Source organism: Halalkalibacter krulwichiae, from assembly GCF_002109385.1.
Taxonomy (GTDB): Bacteria; Bacillota; Bacilli; order Bacillales; family Bacillaceae_D; genus Halalkalibacter; species Halalkalibacter krulwichiae.
In genome coordinates, this window is the sequence record NZ_CP020814.1 from 4,568,998 (window position 1) to 4,588,253 (window position 19,256).

Annotated in this window: 15 protein-coding genes, 5 tRNA genes and 1 pseudogene; 1 reads left to right on the forward strand and 20 read right to left on the reverse strand. The window is 38.6% G+C overall.

What is annotated here, in order from left to right; all coding sequences use genetic code 11:
- Positions 1 to 9: 9 nt before the first annotated feature.
- Both BkAM31D_RS23145 and BkAM31D_RS23150 read right to left on the reverse strand, forming a co-directional pair.
- Positions 10 to 1,065, reverse strand: a complete 1,056-nt coding sequence (locus BkAM31D_RS23145) for a FecCD family ABC transporter permease (protein WP_066155249.1) — start codon at positions 1,063 to 1,065, stop codon at positions 10 to 12.
- A pseudogene (locus BkAM31D_RS23150) lies at positions 1,062 to 2,065 on the reverse strand (FecCD family ABC transporter permease). Before BkAM31D_RS23150 ends, BkAM31D_RS23145 begins: the two are co-directional and overlap by 4 nt.
- Before the next feature lie 181 nt (positions 2,066 to 2,246).
- On the opposite strand from BkAM31D_RS23150, the gene BkAM31D_RS23155 reads away from it, so the two are divergent.
- On the forward strand, positions 2,247 to 3,230 hold the full coding sequence (locus BkAM31D_RS23155; RefSeq protein WP_066155252.1) for an ABC transporter substrate-binding protein: 984 nt from the start codon (positions 2,247 to 2,249) through the stop codon (positions 3,228 to 3,230).
- A gap of 226 nt (positions 3,231 to 3,456) precedes the next feature.
- Here the strand turns inward: BkAM31D_RS23155 and rlmH are convergent, their stop codons facing one another.
- From rlmH to BkAM31D_RS23245, 18 genes are all read right to left on the reverse strand, one after another.
- Entirely contained in the window at positions 3,457 to 3,936 is a 480-nt protein-coding gene (gene rlmH / locus BkAM31D_RS23160; RefSeq protein ID WP_066155254.1) for a 23S rRNA (pseudouridine(1915)-N(3))-methyltransferase RlmH, read from the reverse strand.
- A 66-nt stretch (positions 3,937 to 4,002) separates the two neighbouring features.
- Positions 4,003 to 4,185 carry a CxxH/CxxC protein gene (locus BkAM31D_RS23165; RefSeq protein WP_235820449.1) on the reverse strand — a complete coding sequence of 61 codons (183 nt, stop codon included), beginning with the start codon at positions 4,183 to 4,185 and terminating at the stop codon, positions 4,003 to 4,005.
- Between the two features lie 119 nt (positions 4,186 to 4,304).
- Positions 4,305 to 5,525 (reverse strand): S1C family serine protease, encoded by a 1,221-nt coding sequence (locus BkAM31D_RS23170; protein WP_066155256.1) that lies wholly within the window; start codon positions 5,523 to 5,525, stop codon positions 4,305 to 4,307.
- Positions 5,526 to 5,737: 212 nt separating this feature from the next.
- Positions 5,738 to 6,535 carry an MBL fold metallo-hydrolase gene (locus BkAM31D_RS23175; protein ID WP_066155258.1) on the reverse strand — a complete coding sequence of 266 codons (798 nt, stop codon included), beginning with the start codon at positions 6,533 to 6,535 and terminating at the stop codon, positions 5,738 to 5,740.
- A gap of 33 nt (positions 6,536 to 6,568) precedes the next feature.
- Positions 6,569 to 7,342, reverse strand: coding sequence for a two-component system regulatory protein YycI (locus BkAM31D_RS23180; protein ID WP_066155262.1), 774 nt, complete (start codon positions 7,340 to 7,342; stop codon positions 6,569 to 6,571).
- Entirely contained in the window at positions 7,329 to 8,672 is a 1,344-nt protein-coding gene (locus BkAM31D_RS23185) for a YycH family regulatory protein (protein WP_066155264.1), read from the reverse strand. Before BkAM31D_RS23185 ends, BkAM31D_RS23180 begins: the two co-directional genes overlap by 14 nt.
- Positions 8,662 to 10,488 (reverse strand): cell wall metabolism sensor histidine kinase WalK, encoded by a 1,827-nt coding sequence (gene walK / locus BkAM31D_RS23190; protein WP_066155266.1) that lies wholly within the window; start codon positions 10,486 to 10,488, stop codon positions 8,662 to 8,664. The genes BkAM31D_RS23185 and walK overlap by 11 nt, the downstream gene beginning before the upstream one ends.
- Positions 10,488 to 11,201 (reverse strand): response regulator YycF, encoded by a 714-nt coding sequence (gene yycF / locus BkAM31D_RS23195; protein WP_066155268.1) that lies wholly within the window; start codon positions 11,199 to 11,201, stop codon positions 10,488 to 10,490. Before yycF ends, walK begins: the two co-directional genes overlap by 1 nt.
- A gap of 159 nt (positions 11,202 to 11,360) precedes the next feature.
- Positions 11,361 to 12,794, reverse strand: coding sequence for a M23 family metallopeptidase (locus tag BkAM31D_RS23200; protein WP_066155272.1), 1,434 nt, complete (start codon positions 12,792 to 12,794; stop codon positions 11,361 to 11,363).
- 242 nt (positions 12,795 to 13,036) lie between these two features.
- A tRNA-Thr gene (locus BkAM31D_RS23205) sits at positions 13,037 to 13,109 on the reverse strand.
- 3 nt (positions 13,110 to 13,112) lie between these two features.
- A tRNA-Phe gene (locus BkAM31D_RS23210) sits at positions 13,113 to 13,188 on the reverse strand.
- A gap of 11 nt (positions 13,189 to 13,199) precedes the next feature.
- Positions 13,200 to 13,276 (reverse strand) — tRNA-Asp (locus tag BkAM31D_RS23215).
- Positions 13,277 to 13,289: 13 nt separating this feature from the next.
- Positions 13,290 to 13,364, reverse strand: a tRNA-Glu gene (locus BkAM31D_RS23220).
- A 12-nt stretch (positions 13,365 to 13,376) separates the two neighbouring features.
- A tRNA-Lys gene (locus BkAM31D_RS23225) sits at positions 13,377 to 13,452 on the reverse strand.
- A 330-nt stretch (positions 13,453 to 13,782) separates the two neighbouring features.
- The gene (locus BkAM31D_RS23230) at positions 13,783 to 15,069 is read right to left on the reverse strand and encodes an adenylosuccinate synthase (RefSeq protein ID WP_066155275.1); all 1,287 of its coding nucleotides are present in this window, start codon (positions 15,067 to 15,069) and stop codon (positions 13,783 to 13,785) included.
- Positions 15,070 to 15,265: 196 nt separating this feature from the next.
- Positions 15,266 to 16,630, reverse strand: coding sequence for a replicative DNA helicase (gene dnaB / locus BkAM31D_RS23235; RefSeq protein ID WP_066155278.1), 1,365 nt, complete (start codon positions 16,628 to 16,630; stop codon positions 15,266 to 15,268).
- 212 nt (positions 16,631 to 16,842) lie between these two features.
- Entirely contained in the window at positions 16,843 to 17,289 is a 447-nt protein-coding gene (gene rplI / locus BkAM31D_RS23240; RefSeq protein ID WP_066155283.1) for a 50S ribosomal protein L9, read from the reverse strand.
- Positions 17,286 to 19,256, reverse strand: a complete 1,971-nt coding sequence (locus BkAM31D_RS23245) for a DHH family phosphoesterase (protein WP_066155287.1) — start codon at positions 19,254 to 19,256, stop codon at positions 17,286 to 17,288. The genes rplI and BkAM31D_RS23245 overlap by 4 nt, the downstream gene beginning before the upstream one ends.

Sequence of the window (19,256 nt, forward strand, 5' to 3'; positions counted from 1 at the left end):
CTCCTTCTACTAACCATTTTTTGTTTTCATTAAAAGATAAATGAAATAGGGAGCACCTAAAGTGGCAGTAAATACACCAGCTGGAACAATGGATGGCAAGAATAACGTACGCCCAATTAAATCCGCCACCATAACAAGAATCGCTCCTATTAAAGCAGAAACAGGCAACAATGAACCGAACGAGGAGCCAACAAGCTTACGGGCTATATGTGGTGCCATCAATCCTACAAATCCAATACCACCTGCAAAGGCAACAGCTGTCCCTACTAAACCTGTACTAATCATTAAAAGAATAAGGCGATGGCGCTGAACGGGGCTACCAACCCCTGTTGCAACATCTTCTCCTAGAGCTTGGACATTCACATTACGTGACGAGATAAAAGCCAGAATTAACAATACAAGGGTTACTGGAAAGAGGACATTTATATCTTCCCATGTCACGCTATTTACGCTTCCTGTAATCCAAATATTCGCTTGACTTGCCATATAGATTGGACCTAATACCATAAACATAGTTGTCCCTGCCTGCATCAAGGCCGAAATCCCTATTCCTATCAGAATAAGTCGAATAGGTGTTACACCGTCCTTCCAAGATAAAAAATATACAGCAGCTGCAACAAGCGAAGCTCCAACAAATGCCACAACAGGTAGCCAATTTACACTAACAATTAACGAATAATTTTCATCACTAAAAAGCCATAAAAAGGCCACAACTGCCATACCCGCCCCTGCTGTTACTCCTATTGTATCTGGGGACGCTAGGTGATTTCGGATCATGCCTTGGAGAATTCCCCCTGCTACAGCTAACGCCATTCCGACTAACATGGCAGCAAATATTCTTGGCAATCGAAACTGATTAACGACGAGCTGTTCTAGCTCCGTCCCCCCTCCAAACAATAGACTGACTACTTTGAATGGGTCGATTTTAACTTGGCCTAAACCAATACTTACAATAAAAATGACTAAAGTCATAATAATAAGGACTACTAATTTTATAAGGGCATTTTTATCTAAAAGCAGGGATACCTCATCCTTACCTATGCGAATGCTACGATATCCTCTCATCCTTTATTAAACCCCTTCCTTGCAATATAAATAAAATATGGTGTTCCTATTAAGGCCGTCATTACTCCTACTGGTACTTCTTGAGGCATCACAATATATCTTGCTCCTATATCTGCAGCCAATAAAAGTACGCCCCCTAGAATACCAGCAAAAGGAACTAACCATCGATGATCGGTCCCTATTAAACTTCGTGCAATGTGAGGAATGACAATACCAATAAAACCAATCGGCCCTGCAACTGCAACAGATCCCCCGCAAGTAAAATGACAATAACACCTACCGTTAGCTTTAATAATCCAACCTTTAACCCTAATCCTTTTGCTACATCATCCCCCATGGCCATTACATTCATCATCGGAGTCATAATGAGAGCTAGCAACCATCCAAGGAATAAGTAAGGGAAAACGAAAACTAAAATCTCCAGCTTTCTCCCTTGAATTGATCCCGATAACCAAAACAAGACTTCATCAAGAGCTGCTTCATTGGACACCAAAATCCCCTGTGTAAAAGAGGAAAATAATGCTGTTATCGCTGCTCCAGCAAGTGTTATTTTCATTGGTGTTAACCCTTGCCTACCTACACCTCCAATAAAGTAAACGGCTAGCGCAGCAATCGCAGCACCTAAAAATGATACCCATGTAAAGATGCTAAGACTTGAAACGCTAAAGACAGAAAGTACAAAAACTACCGCAAAGCTTGCTCCAGCATTGATCCCTAAAATGCCAGGTGATGCTAGCGGGTTTTTAGTCAAGGTTTGCATGTACACACCTGCTATTGCAAGAGAAGCACCTACGCTTGCTGCAATCAAAGCTCTTGGTAAACGTACCGTTTGAATGATTAAATGCTCATTGCTTCCATCAAAGGAGGTAAAAGCTTCATAAGATAACCTAATCGATGTATTGGTGTACCCCAAAATAATACTCATTCCCATTAATAAGATGAGAACAATTGTAACGATTACAAATTTTAATATTCTTTTTCCACTCAACATTTTATCCATTTCAATGATCCATCCTAATCAATATATATTAATAGTTTAGGAGATATTGGTAATACAGTCAATGATAATGAAAATTATTATCATTTAATCATTGACATTTTTTTCATCCCACTTTAAGATAATGACATAGTTGAAAATGATTATCAATAGCAATTATTAAAAATGCCAGGAGGTATCAGAAATGAAAAGTAAATCACATTTATTATTTTCAACTCTCGCAATCTTATTATTCTTTGTATTAGCAGCTTGCGGAAACACAAATAATAAGACTTCAACAGGAGAAACAGAAACAACAAAAGAAACTGAAGTTACAAGTTATTCAGTAGAACATGCGATGGGTACGACTGAAATACCAGAAATTCCAGAACGTGTCGTTATTTTAACAAATGAAGGAACAGAAGCATTATTAGCACTAGGAGTTACACCTGTAGGAGCTGTAATGTCTTGGGACCAAGATCCTTGGTACGAACACATTAGTGCTGAAATGGAAGGCGTTGAAGTTGTTGGGGATGAAATTGAAGTAAATATTGAAAAAATTGCTGAGTTACAACCTGACTTAATTATCGGAAATAAAGTTCGTCAAGAAGCAATATATAGTCAATTAACTGCAATTGCTCCAACCGTTTTTGCTGACGATCTTGCTGGTGATTGGAAAATCAACTTTGAACTATATGCAAAAGCACTAAATTTAACTGAAAAGGGTCAAGAAGTAATAGCTAAATATGATCAAAAAGTAGAAGAATTGCAAGCGACGCTTGGAGATAAGGTTAACCAAGAAATTTCAGTTGTTCGCTTTAGCTCTCGTCCTACTCGTATTTACTACACAGATTCTTTCTCAGGTGTTGTATTTGACCAAATTGGCTTTAAGCGTGCAGCTCACCAAGAGAAACTATTTACTCCAGATAATAAAATGGGAAATTTCGCAGTTGAAGTAGATAGGGAATTAATCCCTGAAATGGATGCAGATGTATTATTTTACTTTACATATGCCGATTCAATCGCAGTTGAAGAAGAATGGACAAACGACCCACTCTGGAATAATCTAAATGCTGTTCATGAAGGCAATGCTCACAAAGTTAGTGATATTATCTGGAACACAGCTGGTGGTGTACTAGCTGCTAATATCATGTTAGATGAAATTGAAGAGATTTTTACTGAGGAATAAATTAATATAATGAACAAAAGGTATGGAATAAGTTCCATACCTTTTGTTCATTTGTATACTGATTATACTTGGCATTCCATATTTTCTGTATAGAGCCTAAGACCTAATAAGGTTTTCAATTAAAAAAGTGTAAAGTTTGGAACTAACCATACATAGCCAAGATTATTCTCACCATAAAACAATCAATTGACCTTTTTTGTGTTAATAGATTTTAAATGGTTTACCGTTATTTATGATACGGTTCACCCCGATTAATCCGAAAAGCACGATAAACTTGCTCTAGCAGCACTAGTTTCATTAATTGATGAGGAAAAGTCATTTTAGAAAAGGAAAGCTTCTCATTCGCTCTCTTCATTACATCATCACTTAGTCCAAGTGAGCCCCCAATGACAAATGCTATTTTGCTTTTTCCGTAGGTTGCTAATTTATCTAGATTGTCAGCAAGTTGCTCTGATGAAAGCATTTTACCTTCAATAGCAAGAGCAATCACATGTGTATCGGGGTGTATTTTCATGAGAATCCGCTCTCCCTCTTTTTCCTTGATCTGTAACATTTCCGCTTCACTTGCTTGCTCTGGAGCTTTTTCATCTGCGACTTCAATCATGTCTATTTTCGCATAACCACTTAATCTCTTGGCATATTCCTCTATTCCCTGTTTTAGATATTTCTCTTTTAATTTTCCAACTGTTACAACTTGGATATTCACAATGTGTATAACCTCCCCAAACTTTATCCACAGCAGTTATCCACATATCAACAGCGTGAATTTCTTTTATGGATTTATACTGTAGATGGCTTCGTTTTCACAAAAACTACAAGTTGTGGATAAACTCTCTTGTTCTTCTTTTACTTTATCCACGATTGGAGCTGCTTCTTGCTCATCTACAGTCATATCTATTGCTAAACCAATATGTTCGTCACATGCATAATACATTGATTGAAACATCCTTTCCATTTTAACTTATCCATTATAGCATACCCACTTATATAGCTATGGATAAAACTTTTCTTCAAACGAAACACACAAAAAAAGAAGCAACAACACATATCGTTGCTGCTTCCACACACTCTCACTTAAAAACTTTGTTGCTCTGCTAATGATACCATTAAGGTCTCTTTTGAACCATTACGGTAAATTTCTAGCTTAACTTCATCTCCAATTTTCCGTTCTGTATATAAAAATTTACGTAGGTCATGACTATCATTAATTTCCTCATCGTCAATTGAAACAATAACATCATACTCTTGGAGTCCAGCACGTTCAGCTGGTGATGTTGGCGAAATACTTGTGATGACGACTCCACCTTTGATGTCATTTGGGAGTTTTAATGTTTCTTGCCAGTATACACTTGGAATTTCACCAAGTGAGCGAATTCCCACTCCCAACTGCGGTCTCCGTACTTCTCCGACCATTTCTAGATCCTCAATAACCGGAACTGCAATTTGGGTAGGGATCGCAAATCCAATTCCTTCAACAGAACTCTGAGCTATTTTCATTGAATTAATACCAATTACTTGTCCTTCAATATTAATAAGAGCTCCTCCACTGTTACCAGGGTTAATAGCAGCATCTGTTTGAATGACTTCAGCATGCCAGTCAACCTGTCCATTTCCTGTTAAATCAACAGGTATGCTTCGCTCTTTTGCACTAATGATTCCTTGTGTCACAGTACTCGAAAAGCGTAATCCAAGTGGATTTCCAATTGCAACAGCTGGCTCTCCAACACGAAGCAGATCTGAATTTCCAAACTCAGCTACTACTTCAACATCACTGCCGTCTATTTCAAGAACTGCTAAGTCAGTAATGACATCACTCCCAAGCAAAGTAGCGGGAATCCTCGTTCCATCGGCTAAACTCACTTCAATTTCATTAGCTCTCTCAATCACATGATGGTTCGTAACTACGTATGCTTTGTCTCCACTCTTTTTATATATGACACCTGAACCTGTTCCTTCTGCTCCTTCTTGTGAAAAGAAGTTAGCTTGCTGCATATTAATGACACCTACAACAGCATCTGACACTTTATCAACTGCTTGTGTCACATCTGAATTCACATCATAACTAATCGTCTGTGAAATCCCTTCTTGCGGAGCTTCTTGTTCTGGCAATCCTGATAATTCACTCTCAGTTGTATGTTGATAAGGTAATAGGCCAATATTCACAAGCAACGGGGTTGAAAACAAGACGACTAACCCACCAATTACAGCTCCAATGAAAGCAGATTTTCCCGACCCACGGTTGGGACCTCGACGTCGATTGACACTTTCTGTTACGTGTTCATCATAGTAACCCATTCGTATTGACACCATCCTTTTTTATCTGTAAGAAATGTATTGTTATTGATTTTTATTATAATTATTTTGAACTCAAATTCCAGTAATAGGACGATTTTCCCTTTATTTTTGATACTTTTTCTATAATTGACAACAATGATGACGCTAAATCATGTGACGCAAAAGAAAGAAGGACTAAATCGTTAGAAATCGATTTAGTCCTTCTTATCTCTTTACGAAACCACAGTCAAGGCCGTTGGCTGATGAGGATCGGTATCATATAATTCAAATTGTTCCCCTACAGCCATCCCTTGTTCTTTTAACACTTGCTCTACTGATAGTCTAGCTAGATCTTTCATATTGTTATCTAAACTTAAATGAGCCAAATAAATACGACTTGTCTTGTCACCAATACATTCTGACAAAGCCATTGCTGCATCTTCGTTTGAAACGTGGCCAACATCACTTAATATACGGCGCTTAATGCTCCAAGGATATCTTCCCATACGAAGCATATTTATATCGTGGTTCGATTCAAAAATAAACATATCCGCACCGCGAATCGTCCCTTTTATGCGCTCACTGACATAGCCCATATCAGTTGCTAAGACGAGCTTCTTATCTTCATGATGAAAGGAAAAAAACATCGGTTCTACTGCATCGTGAGAGACACCAAATGACTCAACATCAAGATTCCCAAATGTTTTTACTTCATCCGTTTGAAAGATAAATTTTTGATCTGTAGATAAATTACCTAGCTGTCCGTCCATTGCCTGCCATGTTTTCTCATTCGCATAAATCGGCAGGTTATGCTTCCTTGCAAAAATTCCGACCCCTTTTATATGATCAGAGTGTTCATGACTAACAAGTATTCCTGTTAATTCCTTAGGGTTACGGTTAATAGCTTGAAAAAGCTCATCCATCTTTTTCCCACTTAACCCTGCATCTATAAGTAAACGCTGCTCATCTGTTTCTACATATACAGCATTGCCGGTACTGCCACTTGCCAGTACACTAAAGCGTAATGTCATCTTACATTCCCCTCTTCCAATGTTACACTAATACTAAGTAAGCTGCTGGACGGTGCCTCCTGTCGCATGAACAAGATAGACTTCTCCATCCACTGTCACACGCCACATAGGTGCAAACACTTGAACATCACCTGTTGGACTAAAAAAGCTATAATATCCAAACTGCACATTCGTAATAGTCTGATTCATACGAATAAGTTGATCATTAAGCAAAATTTCAATTGCCTTTAAGCTAGACAGAATTTCTCGGTCCTCTCCCTCTTGCTCCTCAAAATGAAACAACCGTTGTTGGTAACTGATAATTTCTTGGTCTTCATTTAAATGCAAAACAAGTGGTTGATCATCAAACGTATAGGCGATTTTTTCCCCATACGCTTGGTAAAAATGCATTTGTTTCTTCTCTTGATCATAACCAGCGTAGCGATACTGATCTCCTTGAAACACATATAACGTCAGAAACTGTTCAATTTCTGATCTTGTTTGTTCTTGTGAAAGACTAAATGGCTCTTCTATCGTTGAAAAAGCCGTGTACTCGTCTAGAAGTTCAATCTCTTGATCATCGATTACCGGAAATTGCTCAACATCAAATTCAACTAACTTCCCAATAACAAGCAAACCAGATGAATCTTCTTCTGGAAGCTCCTGTTCGATGGTCACATTATTTTCCCTTAGAACCTCTTGAATGGTTGCTTCTGTAATCATACTCAGTTGATTAACATTATGCGTTTCAATTAGTTGCCACGTTAGGAACGTATTGATAAATAAGAAGGTTATAATGAAGATCGACTTCGTTCTACTCCAATCCATTAGAACCCCCTTTGTCCTCTTCAAATGTCACCTTTTGCCAACGGTTTCCATAATGGATGAACCAGTGTGGTTCCAATGTAACAAATGATGTATTTCTTATAATCATTTCATAGCCAATCACAGCTTTTGATAACCTTGTATCGATAAAAAATTCTGGCTCCTCTAAGCGCTCTAAAAGTTCTTGCCCAGATGGTAATTGAATACGATCACTGACATCTATTGGCGCATGATCAAGTGCAAAGAGAGGCCTACTGTAGTGAACAATTTGATTCCCAGAACGACTTACATTAAGCGCCATTGAACCTGTCCCATCCATACTCAATATTGGATATCCATTTACATCAAGAAGAAACTCCGCCTCATCCCTCAGATCATTGGAACGCCAAGACGAAAGGAGATAATCGTCTGACCACCCACCATGGCTATTAATAAACTCATAGCTATTTTGGATAATATGCTTGCTATTACGTTCTTGCGTTTCAATAAAGATCGGATTGATATACTCCATGAACAAACCATTATCTTGCAGCGTAATGATACGGTTCCCATCAGTATAAGAATCCTCTCCATCTGACTGTTGATAATACTTAACAGAGCCCGGATCCGTAAAGAGTGTTTGCTTATAGAAATTAATCGATAATGGGACAGTTTGAAAGGATAATCGTGGTGCAGTAATTGGTTCTGTTGGAATATATACCATTTCATTTAGCATCGTAGTTGCATCTCGTGCAATAACTGGTCGAACAGCTTTGTATTCTTCAAATAAATCAAAGAAAGCATGTAATTCACCAACCGGAAAATCTGTTTCTAGTTCGATAACCCGTTCCTCTTCACCTGATAGCCATTGCATATGAACTTCTTTATTTGAACTTATATAGAGGAACATTCGATTTACGTTTGTAATTGGAACAACCAACTCATTCTCATTTGTTTCAAACAGACTGAACAATAAATCAGCCGGTATTGCTGCTGGGAAAATAATTTCAACACCTGGCCCTTCAACACTCTTAGGAAAAGGGCCTGTTGCTAACAAGTCAACCTCATCCAAATTCGAACGGAGGAGCTTGTTATAAAGTTTATCAAAACTTTCGTCACGTCTCGGAATCATAGCAAACTGATCGCTTTGATGGACAACAATTTGCTCTGGCTTTAGTACATCTTTCAACTTACGTTCCTCTCGTTCTTCATTGAGCGAATCACTCGGGACATATCTTTCTGTATCATCGAGAAGGGCAATCTCTGGTTGATACGTGTAAAGTTGCCATGTTAAAACAACACTGATCGTAATTAACACGATCAAAATGGTTGTCTTAATATGCTCATAGTTCATGCTCTCCCTCCTGATCATTAGAAAAAGGTAATGTGATATGAATCGTTGTTCCTTTTCCATACTCACTTTCAACCCAAATGTCTCCATTATGAGCTAAGATCAATTCCCTTGCGATAGCAAGTCCAAGTCCCGTTCCTCCGACACTTCTTGCCCTTGCCTTATCAACACGATAAAAACGATCAAATATCTTCGCTTGACTCTCCCTTGGAATCCCCATTCCTTGGTCGGATATACTAATTTGCAAATGCTCTCCTCTTTGCAGCATTTGAACTTTGATATCTCCGCCTTCAGGAGAATATTTCATTGCATTTGAGATCACATTATCTAGAACTTGTGTTAATTTATCAGGTGCTACCTTCACATAGACGGGTGAATTGGCAATTTTTCGATTGAAACGAATCTTTTTATCTAGAGCAATCATTTCAAAACGATCAATAATATCATTTAAAAACGATCCAATATTAATAATTTCAAAGGATAGTTGATAATCAAGGCTGTCAATTTTAGATAGCTGTAGCAAATCGTTTACTAGCCGGATCATTCTCTCCGTTTCGTTTTGAGTAACATTTAGAAACCTCGGACCAAGCTCTTTATCTTTCATTGCCCCATCCTCTAATGCCTCTAAATAGCTCTTCATTGTCGTTAATGGTGTTCTCAACTCATGGGAAACGTTAGCGACAAACTCTCGACGTTCTTGTTCAATTTTTTGCTTTTCAGTCACATCGTGCACAACAGTAATCAGTCCATTTATCGGCCCATTTTCCTCTTGGATAACGGAAAACTTCGCCTCAAGCAAGTACTCCGCTTCATCGTCACTAAAATCGAGCAGCAACGGGTCGGGGAAGTCATATAAGTCCTGTAAAATAACTGTTTCTGGCAAGCGTAAGATCGTTTGAATAGGCTCTCCAAGCCCAGAGTGGCTTGATAAATTCAACAATTCTTCTGCCCTGTTATTCATTAAGATAATGCGGCCATTTTTATCTGTTGCAATGACTCCGTCCGTCATATGGGTTAAGACGGATTTTAACCGTTTTTGTTCACGATCACGTGTCACGGTTGCTTCCTGGAGCTTCATTGTAAGATCATTAAACGATGTTGCCAATTGCCCTATTTCATCGCCGCTGTATACTTTTACTTGCTTGGAGAAGTCTCCTCGACCCATCCTTAGGGCTTGTCTGCGCATATCAACAATAGGACCTGTCATCGTTCGCGCGAGCAAAATAACAAGAACAACGGAAATAGCAAGCGCAATAAAGGTTCCACTTAATAAAATACTGTTAATTTGTCTAATCTGACCATAAATCTCTTCCATTGAAGCTTCAATATATAAAGCTCCGACTGGCCCATCATCTGACTTAATGGGAACAGCAAGAACTCTCATCCTATGACCTGTTACTGGATCACGTAACACAGCTTCATCTGGTGAACCTAACAATGCTCGTTTTACTCGAACCTCTGTTGATTGCTGTCCAATAATATGCCTATTCGATAAGTTAGACGTATAGACAACGACACGATTTTGATCAATAACCTGAACTTCAGAATGATCAATTGAAAAAATATCACGGAGCATCGCATTGAAATTTGCTGTAATTCCACTTCGATCATCTTGATTATTAGTCATTTCCTGGGCAAAGTTATAAGCTAATAAGTTAGCTCTTTCATCTAGCATTTCAAAATAATTACTAACAAGCTGACTTTCCAGTTGTCTAGCAAAATAAACACCGATAATTTGCATCGCAATAAAAATGAGTAGTACATAGATGATAATTAGTTTGAATTGGATCGACTTAAAAAAGCCAACTTTATTTTCCATTAAGATTGCTCCTGTTGCTCAGGCGAAGATAAGTAATACCCCACCCCTCTACGTGTAATAATCCAAACAGGATAACTAGGATTATCTTCAACCTTTTCACGAAGTCTACGAACGGTTACATCAACAGTCCGGACATCACCAAAGTAATCATATCCCCATACTGCTTGAAGCAAGTGCTCTCTCGTCATTACTTGATCAAGGTGCTTAGCTAAATAATGAATCAATTCAAACTCACGATGAGTCAACTCAATCGCTTCCCCCCGACGCTTCACCTGATAAGCATCAGGATAAATTGTTAAATCACCTACCACAATTTCCTTTTGTGTGTTCGCTTCTTCAGCAGCCGTTGCTTTATGACGCCTTAAGTTTGCTTTCACGCGTGCAAGCAACTCACGCGTACTAAATGGCTTAGTTACATAATCATCAGCACCTAGCTCTAAACCAAGCACCTTATCGATTTCTGAGTCCTTTGCCGTTAGCATAATAATGGGAATATCAAATTGTTTACGAACTTCTCGACAAACTTCCATTCCATCTTTATGAGGCAACATTATATCTAATAAAATAAGATCTGGTTCTTCCTTTGTTACAAGCTCTATTGCTTCTAAACCATCATAAGCACAAATAACATCATAACCTTCTTTTTCAAGGTTAAATTTTAATATATCTGCAATTGGTCTTTCATCATCTACAACTAAAATACGCTTATCCATTGGGCAGATCTCTCCCATTCTATTTAGTCTTACTTCACATTCTAACATATGAAGGCGTTCTTCTGTTACCTTAGCCAACGTTAAAAATCGAGGATAACTCTATGAAACATTTCCCACTATTACACAGGAAAGAACCTTTTAGAGTCAGCCTCGATTTACCTATCTTAAATAATCCATTGGATTTTTCAATTGTCCTTTTTCATAAACTTCAAAGTGCAAGTGGATACCTGTAGAGTTACCAGTTGACCCCATCACACCAATTTTCTGTCCTTTTGTTACTGTTTGTCCAACTTCTACATCAATGGAGGCTAAATGAGCATAGAGCGTCTCAACTCCATTATTATGATTAATACGAACTAGATTCCCATAACCACCTGAGTAGGTCGCTTGAGTAACAGTCCCGTTATCAGCTGCAAGGATATTATAGTTACTTGGCCTAGCGATATCAATTCCTTTATGGAATCTACCCCAACGATTTCCTTGATAACTAGAAATATATCCACCAACAGCCGGCCATCCTAGCTGACCGGAACCACGTGAAGGCATTTCCTTTGTTCCTTTAGTTACGATGCGTTTCACCGGTTCTTTGGTTACTTCTTCAGATAAGACTTCACGTTTTACAACGTGACCATTCTTTTCAGTGATTTCATACTCTATCAATTGTGTTCCAGGCTGTCCTTCTTGCGTGACTTTAGTATCACCTTTCCACATTGAATCATCTTCTCTTTCTTCTGTCTCATAAGCAATCTCTTCTTCTACTAGACTGACCTTTGTTGAATAAACTTCTACTAATGGTTGATAAGCAGTAACAAGAATCTCTTGTCCCACTCTTATTATACTATCAGCATCTAGGTCTTCATTTAAATCAATCAGTTCTGATGTAGTAAGGCCATGGTCATTAGCAATTGAACTTAACACATCACCTTGTTTTACTTGATAAGATTCTTCTTCTAGTACACCTTTGTTTAGCTTTTTGACAGCTTGTTTCACTGATACGATATCGTCTGGGGCTACTAATACTTCTTCTTCTGTAATATCCTCTGTTAGTACAATATCTGTAATAACTGTTTCACCAACATCTATATGATCTAGATCTTCCTCTTCTAAAAAATGTTCGTAATCATCTTCTTTTACATATTGCGTAATTAAAGCTTCAACCGCTTTTTCCGCTTCTGCTTGAGAAGGTAAATAGACAGCTGGTTTCTTATCAATGACAAGCGTAACCGCTTCTGCTTGAACGGTTAACTTTTCTTCTAACTGAGTTAGTACATCACCAGCTTCAGAGCCCTCATCAAAAATAAACTCAGGAATCACCTCAACGTTTTCGCCAACTTGTAAAGTAAGATCAGGGTAATCTTCTGCATGAGAGTCAATCAACTCTTCAATCAAAGTATAAACCGGCTCATCATCTAGTAAACTTCCAATATGTTCCCCTTCAATATACACATGATAAATAATATTTATGGACGAGTCCTCTTCTGCTGAGGCGCTCGGCATATATAATGCAAAAACAGATAAAGCTAGTAAAGTAATAATAAATGTTTGAAGTTTGAATTTTACGGGTACCTTAATACCAATAGAACACGTATTCATTTTTTCCTCCTAGAAACAACCAATGTCAAAATCCACAATCATTTGACATTAGCTAACATACACTTCTACATAATTCGTCAACCTTTCCCATTCTAACATAACCTTCTAGCAAATGTACTTATCTATTAAATTGAAAATAGATTGATACCTTTTTGTAATACTCCTGTCATAAACATGGTTAAATTAGGTAAATATTTATTAATAAATAAAAAACCTGTATGGAATATCCATACAGGTTTGAGTGCCGGCCAGAGGACTTGAACCCCCAACCTACTGATTACAAGTCAGTTGCTCTACCAATTGAGCTAGGCCGGCAAATGGTGGCTCAGGACGGAATCGAACCGCCGACACATGGATTTTCAGTCCATTGCTCTACCAACTGAGCTACTGAGCCGCTTATAAAAGTGGCGGTCCGGACGGGACTCGAACCCGCGACCTCCTGCGTGACAGGCAGGCATTCTAACCAACTGAACTACCGGACCAATATTAAATTAGTGGTGACCCGTACGGGATTCGAACCCGTGTTACCGCCGTGAAAGGGCGGTGTCTTAACCGCTTGACCAACGGGCCACTTTATAAAAGTGGTGAGCCATGAAGGACTCGAACCTTCGACCCTCTGATTAAAAGTCAGATGCTCTACCAACTGAGCTAATGGCTCTTATTGTAAAACTTCAATTAGCTCAAGTAGATTACCGATCTTTTATTAAGAGACGATGAATAATTATTAACTAATTTTTTGAAGTTTGTTTCTCTTCACTAACTTGTTCTCTTAGCGACAAGATTTATATTAACATAGCTTTTTTTGTTGTGCAAGTATTTCTGTAAGTTTTTTTAAAAAAACTTACAGACGTTTATAAGTGGCAGTGACTCCGCTCGCTACTCGTCCTATGAGAAGACCACTCATAGGACTTTTAAAACATGTAGCGGCTTCGTTCACTGCGTCGGTTTTAACTAAAAAAGGTAAAGTGCGACCTTTTTTAGTTAAAACCTATGCAAATACTCCACGAACTAGGTTTGTTTGGTTGCGGTCTGGGCCTACGGAGAAAATGGTTAATGGAATGCCTGTTAATTGGGATACTCGCTCAATGTAGTGACGAGCATTAGCAGGAAGTTCGTCTAACGTTTTTACTCCTGTGATGTCTTCTTCCCAACCTGGAAGTTCTTCATATACTGGTTCACACTCAGCTAGAACTTTAAGACTTGCTGGGAATTCTTCAACGACTTCACCACGGTATTTATAAGCTGTACAAATCTTTAATGTTTTAATACCTGTTAAAACATCAATTGAGTTTAATGATAAATCCGTTAATCCACTTACACGACGAGCATGACGAACAACCACGCTATCAAACCAGCCTACACGGCGTGGACGACCAGTTGTTGTACCGTATTCTCTTCCTACTTCACGGATTAAGTCACCAATTTCATCATGTAATTCAGTTGGGAATGGACCATCACCTACACGTGTCGTATAAGCTTTTGAGACACCAACAACATGATTAATTTTAGAAGGACCTACACCAGAGCCAATTGTAACTCCACCTGCAATTGGGTTAGATGACGTAACGAATGGATAAGTACCTTGATCAATATCAAGCATAACCCCTTGAGCGCCCTCAAAAAGCACACGACGTCCTTCATCTAACGCATCATTTAAAACGACAGACGTGTCAACTACGTATTTGGCAACCTGTTGGCCATACTCATAATACTCCTCTAGAATTTCTTCCTTTGTAAACCCGTCAACTTCATAATATTTCTCAAATAGACGGTTCTTTTCAGCAAGGTTACGTTCTAGCTTTTCTTCAAAAACTTCTTTATCAAGTAAATCGGCCATACGGATCCCAATACGAGCTGCTTTATCCATATAAGCTGGCCCGATTCCTTTTTTCGTTGTACCAATTTTGTTAGCACCTTTACGTTCTTCTTCAACGATATCTAATTTCAAGTGATAAGGAAGAATTACGTGTGCACGGTTACTAATACGAAGGTTGCTAGTATCCACATTACGCTCATGGAGGTATGCTAACTCTTCGACAAGTGCTTTCGGATCAATAACCATACCGTTTCCGATTACACAGCTTTTGTCTTTATAAAAGATCCCTGATGGAATTAAATGAAGCTTGTATTTCTCTCCATTAAATACAATCGTATGTCCTGCGTTATTTCCACCTTGGTAACGGGCAACAACTTCAGCCTTTTCAGAAAGATAATCAGTGATCTTTCCTTTCCCTTCATCACCCCACTGTGTACCAACAACAACAACTGATGACATGTAATGCACCTCCATTAACTACTATAGCTAGTTTATCTATTTCCAAAGCTAATGATAAGTATACCAACTACAAAAACGAACGTCAATCAAAAACACGAACATTAACGAGATCAACCGGCTCATTTGTTCGTTTAAAATTGCAGCATTGCAATAAAAAAAGGATAACCATTCTAACTTTGGTTATCCTCTTCCTATTTTAAGCACCTGGAGGCATATCTCGTTCATCATGTCGTCTATCTAAATTCACGAATTTATTATATTCCTTAACAAAGGCTAACTCAACCGTTCCTACTGGACCATTACGTTGCTTAGCAATAATAATTTCAATAATATTTTGGTTTTCCGTCTCTTTATCATAATAGTCATCACGATATAAGAAAGCAACGATATCAGCATCCTGCTCAATACTTCCCGATTCTCGAATATCAGACATCATTGGACGTTTATCTTGTCTTGATTCAACTCCACGTGATAACTGAGACAATGCAATAACTGGAACTTCCAGCTCACGTGCAATTTGTTTCAGTGTACGGGAAATCTCTGAAACTTCCTGCTGTCTATTCTCACCCGCTTTTCCGTTTCCTTGAATAAGCTGCAAGTAATCAATCATAATCATGCCTAAACCGTGCTCTTGTTTAAGACGTCGGCATTTCGCACGAATATCATTCACTTTAACACCAGGTGTATCATCTATATAAATACCAGCTTTCGCAAGGCTTCCCATTGCCATCGTTAGCTTCTGCCAATCTTCTGAGTTCAGGGCTCCTGTTCTCATGCGTTGTGCATCAATATTCCCTTCTGCACAAAGCATACGCTGCACAAGTTGACTTGCTCCCATCTCTAAACTAAAGATTGCTACATTTTCGCCTGCTCTTGTTGCAACGTTTTGTGAAATGTTTAGCGCAAAAGCTGTTTTCCCTACCGAAGGACGGGCTGCAACAATGATCAAATCATTCCGTTGGAACCCTGCAGTCATACGGTCAAGCTCGACGAATCCTGTTGGAATTCCCGTAATTTCTCCTGAGTGATTTTGTAACTCCTCAATCTTATCGTACGTTTCAAGAAGAACATCTTTAATAGAAATAAAAGCACTCGTGTTTTTCCGTTGAGAGACGTCCAAGATCGTTTTTTCTGCTTCTGTTAAGATCGTATCGACTTCTTCTTCACTCGCATAGCCATCTGCCGCTATATTTGTCGCTACTTTAATCAATCTCCGCAAAACAGACTTTTCTTCAACGATTCGACTATAGTAATCAACATTGGCTGCTGTCGGTACAGCGTTAGCTAAGTCACTTAAGTAGGCAACTCCGCCAATTTCCTCAAGCCATTTGCGATTTTGTAGTTCTGACGTAACAGTGACCAGATCAACCGGCTCACCTTTCTCAGCTAAATCCAACATCACTTGATAAATACGCTGATGGGCAGCACGATAAAAATCATCCGGCAAAAGACGTTCTGACGCTGTCACAAGCGCCTCATCTGCTAAGAAGATAGCTCCCAAGACCGCCTGCTCCGCTTCAATATTCTGTGGTGGCGTTCGATCTGCAAACAAGTCACTCATGCTATTTCTCCTCTCTAAGAAACCTATCTTACATCCTATCAGTTTCCTTCTTTAATCGAAAGCATAAATTTTTACCTTTTTTAACAACCGCTACTATAAGCATCTATCGTTTTTTTGGCTATTTTCTCTTTGTAATCGTCTTGCCAATTTACACTTACTCGAGTCATAGAAAAAATGGTTGATCTATAATCAACCATCTTTTCACTAATGTTTTATTTTTCTTCTACAACGTGTACTTTTACTGTCGCGATAACTTCTGGGTGGATTTTAATTGGTACATTCGTATAACCCAATGCGCGGATCGGTTCATTTAATTGGATTTTACGCTTATCTACCTTCTTTTTCATTTTTTTAAGTGTTTCAGCGATTTGCTTTGTGGAAATAGCTCCGAACAAACGTCCACCTTCTCCAGCTTTAGCTTTGATTTCAATTGTAATTGCTTCTAATTCTTCTTTATATGCTTTTGCTTGCTCAAGTTCTTCTTCAGCCTTCTTTTGTTGACTCTTATTTTTTGCTTGTAAGTCTTTTAAATTACCTGCTGTTGCCTCAACAGCAAGATTATTCGGTAATAAATAGTTTCTTGCGTAACCATCAGGGACATTTTTCGTCTCTCCCTTTTTCCCTTTCCCTTTTACATCAGCTAAGAAAATTACTTTCATTTTTGTTTTCCCCCTTCTAAATAATCATCAATTGCAGCCTGAAGCTGTTCCTTTGCTTCATCTAACGTTACATCTTTGAGCTGAGTTGCTGCATTGGTTAAATGCCCTCCCCCATTTAAACGTTCCATAATCAATTGAACATTTACTTCTCCTAAGGACCGAGCACTAATGCTAATGATTCCATCTTTGCGCATTGAAATCACAAAAGAAGCAATCGTTCCTTTCATCGTTAAAAGCGTATCAGCAGCTTGGGCTATTACAACCTGACTATAGGACTCTCCCTCATCAGCCATTGCAATGGCTAGTCCATTCCGATAGTATTCTGCTGTCTCAATTAGTTTTGCTCGTGTTACATATTGTTCTAAATCCTCTTTCAACAAAGTTTGAACAAGTGTTGTATCGGCCCCATTCGACCTTAAGAAAGAAGCTGCATCAAACGTCCTCGCGCCAGTACGAACAGCAAAGCTTTTCGTATCAACAATTATACCAGCTAGCATCGCAGTCGCCTCAAGACGATCCATTTTCAACTTTTTCGGTTGATATTCCAGTAGCTCCGTTACCAGTTCTGCTGTAGATGATGCGTATGGTTCCATATAGACAAGGACCGGATCTTTAATAAATTCTTCTCCTCGACGGTGATGGTCCAAGACAATGATTCGTTCTACTTCTGTTAAAAGTTTAGGTTCAATAACGAGTGATGGCTTATGGGTATCCACTATAATCAAAAGTGTACCTGGAGTCACTTCCTCCAAAGCATCTGTAGGGGTAATAAATTTTGACCAAAGGTCATCGTGATTCTCGACTTCTTCCATTAATTTTTGGACATCGTGACCAATATCATGATAGTCGAAAATGATAGAAGCCTCTTTGCCATTTACCTCAGCAATCTTTTGAACACCAATTGCTGCACCAATTGCATCCATATCAGGTTGTTTATGGCCCATTATATATACTTTTTCACTTTCAAGTACAAAATCACGTAACGCATGTGAAATCACCCGAGCTCTTACCCTCGTACGCTTTTCTAATGCGTTCGACTTCCCACCATAGAACGTCACCTTTCCGTTTTTCTTCTTGATAGCTACTTGGTCTCCACCGCGTCCCAGTGCTAAGTCTAGACTAGACTGAGCTAATAAACCGAGCTCACGCAATGAGTCCTCCCCTGTCCCGACCCCAATACTTAATGTGATCGGTAATTTTTCTTTTCCTGTCAGGTCGCGAATTTCATCAAGGATATCAAAACGATTCGCTTCGACTTTATTTAAAGATTGATTGTTCATAACAGCAATAAACCGATCTGACGCAGTCCTTCTTAAAAAGACTTCATTTTTATTCGCCCAGCTGTTTAGCGCTAATGTTACTTGGCTAACTAACCGACTGCGAACTTGATCTTCTATTCCTTGAGTCACTTCATCATAATTATCAAGAAGAATAAAGGCAATGACCGTTTGTACTTCTTCATACCGTGCTTTCGTCTTTTCAATAAGTGTGACATCTTGAAAATACATCAACCTTTCATCTTTCTCTAATGAAACAAGAAAGGTAAGATCGCCCATTTCAATTAATTTACTGTTATCATCACTATTAGCTAAATCCAGCAGCTCTTCATTAATTTCTTCAAGACTTTTTCCGATGACATCACTAGCAATATACAATGAAATATATGGGTTTGCCCATTGAATTTCACGTTCTTCATTATACAAAAGGATCCCAATTGGCATATTGGTAATCGCATCTTCTCCAGCTTTTGAGACTCGATAAGAAAGCGTCGAAATATACTTTTCAAGATCACGTTCAAAGGAGATTCTCGCTTGCACGGCATAGATCGCTACTACTCCTATCAAAAATAAACCAATTACACCAATTTTCCATTGATACCATATTAAAATAGATGTAAATATAACCGCAACGATAAAAAGGGTAATGACGTGGTAGCCGTGCCACCGTCTCATTAAGAACTTTGGCAT